Source organism: Sulfobacillus sp. TH-112 (assembly GCF_057473405.1).
Genome location: NZ_JBYCKN010000176.1, coordinates 1 through 3,839, shown reverse-complemented (window position 1 = coordinate 3,839; position 3,839 = coordinate 1). Strand labels below are relative to the sequence as shown.

6 protein-coding genes are annotated in these 3,839 nt (G+C 53.0%); 1 reads left to right on the top strand and 5 read right to left on the bottom strand.

From position 1 onward, the window contains the following. From ACOJWD_RS12710 to ACOJWD_RS12695, 4 genes are all read right to left on the bottom strand, one after another. Nucleotides 1-301: GNAT family N-acetyltransferase (locus tag ACOJWD_RS12710; protein WP_486993605.1), on the bottom strand; the 301-nt coding region annotated here is incomplete at its 3' end. A gap of 24 nt (nt 302-325) precedes the next feature. After that, nucleotides 326-505, bottom strand: a complete 180-nt coding sequence (locus ACOJWD_RS12705) for a PLDc N-terminal domain-containing protein (RefSeq protein ID WP_486993604.1) — start codon at nt 503-505, stop codon at nt 326-328. Between the two features lie 60 nt (nt 506-565). Next, nucleotides 566-1,264, bottom strand: a complete 699-nt coding sequence (locus tag ACOJWD_RS12700) for a zinc ribbon domain-containing protein (RefSeq protein ID WP_486993603.1) — start codon at nt 1,262-1,264, stop codon at nt 566-568. A gap of 115 nt (nt 1,265-1,379) precedes the next feature. Continuing rightward, on the bottom strand, nt 1,380-2,093 hold the full coding sequence (locus ACOJWD_RS12695; RefSeq protein ID WP_486993602.1) for an alpha/beta hydrolase family protein: 714 nt from the start codon (nt 2,091-2,093) through the stop codon (nt 1,380-1,382). Nucleotides 2,094-2,258: 165 nt separating this feature from the next. Here ACOJWD_RS12695 and ACOJWD_RS12690 point away from each other — a divergent pair, with 165 nt between their 5' ends. After that, nucleotides 2,259-2,741, top strand: a complete 483-nt coding sequence (locus tag ACOJWD_RS12690) for a flavin reductase family protein (RefSeq protein ID WP_486993601.1) — start codon at nt 2,259-2,261, stop codon at nt 2,739-2,741. Nucleotides 2,742-2,761: 20 nt separating this feature from the next. On the opposite strand, the gene ACOJWD_RS12685 is transcribed toward ACOJWD_RS12690, so the two are convergent. Further along, on the bottom strand, nt 2,762-3,839 hold a 1,078-nt coding region (locus ACOJWD_RS12685; protein WP_486993600.1), incomplete at its 5' end, for an NAD(P)H-binding protein.

Here is a 3,839-nt window from a genome sequence, read left to right as displayed (position 1 = left end):
GAAGCCCTTTGTGGAGAAAATCACGACCCAAGCCGCGCCCAGTGAGGTCTGGGCGCAATCCCAATCCCAGCTCGATGCCGTCCTCGTGCTGGGAAAAGGTATAAAACCCCATCAACGCATCTGCGTCGTCAAACCCTGACCAATAGGATCTGCCACGTTGGGCCGGATCGAGGAGCTCGTCAAGATCCTCTGGATCGTTCTTCATATCATAAAAAGCATACACCCCGGGATAGTGCCATTCGGCAATGGCTAGTGCCTCGTCTTGTGTCATCAGAGCGATTCGGAACACCACCGCATCCATCGAATACCTCTCCTTGCGTTCTCCCTATCCAGCGTCCGCTGCACTGCGCCCAAGCAACAGGTATAAGATCAGACCAATGACCGGCAAAATCACAATCAAGATGGTCCAAAGAACCTTGTGTCCGATCCCGCCCCGACCAAGCAATACGCTGACAATAGAAAAAATATCCAGAACCAAGACCAAAAGTCCAATCCAGTGAGCCATCCGTATCACTCCTTCGAAGTTCTTACAGGGATAGTATTCGCAAGATCGGCGATTTTTGGGTTAGCTAACCCGGACACTTTCAGCGATTGCCCCCAGCCAATTAGAATCAGACGTAGGAACCGTCATGAGCACTTCAACCCAACTGTGATTCGCCCACTCTATGTATAGGTCCTGGTCCGCTGTGCTGCCACTATGCGTAATCGCCGTCCCATAGGTATTAGCTCCCAGTACTACCGAGGCAGCCCCAGGTTTTGCGCCGACAACCCCGAGCACGACGCGATAAGAAGTGCTGGGAGCGCCCCAAGACCATTGATTGGGCGACACCGCTTCCGCAGTATTCATCGACGTGGGCACACGGAGACTTAACTGTGCCCCGTGATAGTTCTCGACTTCCTCGGTCCAGTTACTAGACGACGGGGTATTAGGGGGATAGGTGGTCGTTTTCGTCACCACGGGATGAAGCACTAGCGACGTCGACTTATGCGGATGCGATACTTTTGCCGGCGCGGGCGCCGCTGCTTTTAAACGAGCCAGCTCTTGAGACTGATGGTGGATGATGTACACTGCGCCCACAATCACTAGTCCTCCAATGACAGCTAGAGGCCATTGCGGGAAACGCCGACGAGTCGCATCCGCAGGGAATGAATCACTGGGCGCATGGAGCCTTCGTCCACAGTGAAAACAGAACTTATCCTCCGGCATGATGGTTTCCTTGCACTGAGGACAATGCAACGTTCGTCGTGCTTGCTTTCCTGCCATCGCCCTTCCTCCTCTACTCCCAGATAGAGACCCCACGCCAGATCCTCACTCTCTCGTATCCTACCTCTATTCTACCGAGTCGGGTGTCCCATGAGATACCCCTAGTCCTGATATCCTAGAGATATCTCACAAACCATTCATCGGCTAGTCGACGCGCCGTGGCCAGTTCGGTTTGCTCTTCGAGGTCTTCACCCATTAGGCGGTGCTGTACATGGGGAAATTGACGCACTTCCACGGTGGTTGCCGGATGATTGCTCCATTGACTAGCAGCGTTCTGCATCCATTCCCACTTGGCCACTTCATCCTTCGCTCCATGCATAATACACAGCGCGGTGTCGCGAAGATGCACATTTCTAGAGACATCGTACGATTGCAATCGCTCCTGAATATCGGGACTATCCCATGGATAGTCAGGATAATAGTGCATGAGATAATCCAAGCTCGGTACGCCTCCCATCGTCACGACCGCGCGTACTTGTGGATAATCAATAGACCCCCACAAAGCCACGAGACTACCAATGGAAAACCCGAAAAGTCCCACCGGGACCTCCCCTAATTCGTTGATGATCAACCCTAACTCCCGTCGTGATTCATCAAGAACTGCGGCAAATAGAGACTGAAAAACGTCCTCATCTCGTCGCTTCATAAGGTTCGCACGCGATTCCCGCAAAATGGGGAGGCGCCAATAAATTTTTGTTAATCCGTCGCTCGGAGGATAGCCCTCTTTGAGCGTCTCTGCGGTAGTACTCATACCGTGAATCACAATCACGTGCCGATGATTTTTCCCTAAAGGTCCCTCAACGACGGCATACTGTTGAATAGCGCTCATATCATCCACTCCCTATCATACTTGTTGAGCAAGGTTTCCCCAGCCATCGTCCCATTCCTCTATTTTCCATAACGTCTTGCCACCGAAAAGGTTACGCCCCTTGCGTCACCCTCGGAGTTGCGTTAGGCTTGAATAAGACAAATTTTCCCAAAAGAGGTGAGCCACTTGGATGCTGCAATAAAAAAGGATGCCCTACGACTTTTTACTTATGGGCTCTATGTCGCCACCGCGGGCTCGGGCGATGACCTCGCGGCAGGCACGGTCAATTGGGTATCACAGGCTTCGTTTGCTCCACCTTTAGTGATGGTGGCGATCAAAAACGATAGTCATTTGCACAGCGTAATCGATAAGAGCGGTAAATTGGCACTTAATGTGTTAGGAGCCGATCAAAAATCCATCGCCCAAGATTTCTTCCGCCCGAGTCAACGTGAGGGGGAAACATTGAACGGACACCCATTTGAACCCGGCTCCAGTACCGGCGCACCGCTATTAAAAGAAACGCCGGCCTTTGTGGAATGCCAAGTGACCGATACGATCGCGCGGGGAGACCACACTATCTATGTCGCCGAAGTGATTGAAGCCGGGATCCATGGTGAGAATGCCCGCGCACTAGACATGTGGGACACGGGATGGTTTTACGCAGGATAAGTGACGGTGAGCGCATCAGCTCACGCTGATGCGCTCTCTGCCGCCTGTCGAATCTCTTCCAGTTCCTGATCATCTATAGCCCGTTCGAAACGCCGAAATCCTGCCATGGAAAAGCCATGCTTTTCCGCCAACACTCGAATCTCACGCACTCGGTCTACGTCAATCGTCGGCCCTAGAGTAAAACATTCTAACCGGCCCTCAAGCGCCAAAATCATGGTTTCGGCCATACAAGCCTCCACCATCTTAGGAGGAAATCCAAAATTAAAGCCCATGTCTGCATCTCTCCCAGGCACTTCAATCACGCCACCGTCCAGGACAAGCACATCTCGGCGGGTCTCCATCACGGCGCGCGATAGATTACGGGGCCGTGCAACATCGGTCACGACGGCTCCTGGCTTCAGATCGTCGGGATGCACAATGACACCGGTGGCCGAGGATACCGCCACCACCATATCCGCGGACCGCACAGCCCGTGGAATGTCTGTCGTCCAATTCACATCCACTCCGGGATACAGACGGCCTAATTCCGACTTTAGTTGAATAAGGTGCTCCTCGGTGCGTGCCACGATGGTTAGGTGACGCACCTCCTCCGCAAGGAGCATGGTAGCCGCTCGCCCAATTGAGCCGGTCGCTCCAATAACCGTGGCACTTGCCGTGCGCAAATCCATCTGCATTCGTTTCGCAGCCAATAATGTTCCCTCAACCGCGGTAGCTGTGGTATAGGAATTTCCGGTGGTAATCGGCATAGGCGCGCGTTCAGCTAAGGTTAGCCCACGATCTCCAGCGATCTTAGTAAATGCTCCCAACCCGACAATTTCCGCCCCTAACTTCTCTGCTAACCGTGTCGCCGCCACGAGCTTATTCAGCACCCACTCGTAGGGCGCGTTCAAAATGATCTCAGGGGTTAACGGCAAGCCAATCAGCCACCCTTCGAGCTCTTCTCCTGTTGGAGAAACCACACCCGTCACATGGCCGGTCTTGAAAGGGCCCACCTGCTTAAATGCCCATTCCACCATTTTGACCGGTAAATGTTGCGTGATCGGGAACTTCCGCGCAAAGTCATCAAAACGTAACGGGTGGATAATAAAGGCAAACTTT

Bases quoted from the DNA above. Each gene is read 5' to 3' on its own strand.
- ACOJWD_RS12705 (WP_486993604.1), bottom strand. From the start codon at position 505: ATGGCTCACTGGATTGGACTTTTGGTCTTGGTTCTGGATATTTTTTCT.
- ACOJWD_RS12700 (WP_486993603.1), bottom strand. From the start codon at position 1,264: ATGGCAGGAAAGCAAGCACGACGAACGTTGCATTGTCCTCAGTGCAAG.
- ACOJWD_RS12695 (WP_486993602.1), bottom strand. From the start codon at position 2,093: ATGAGCGCTATTCAACAGTATGCCGTCGTTGAGGGACCTTTAGGGAAA.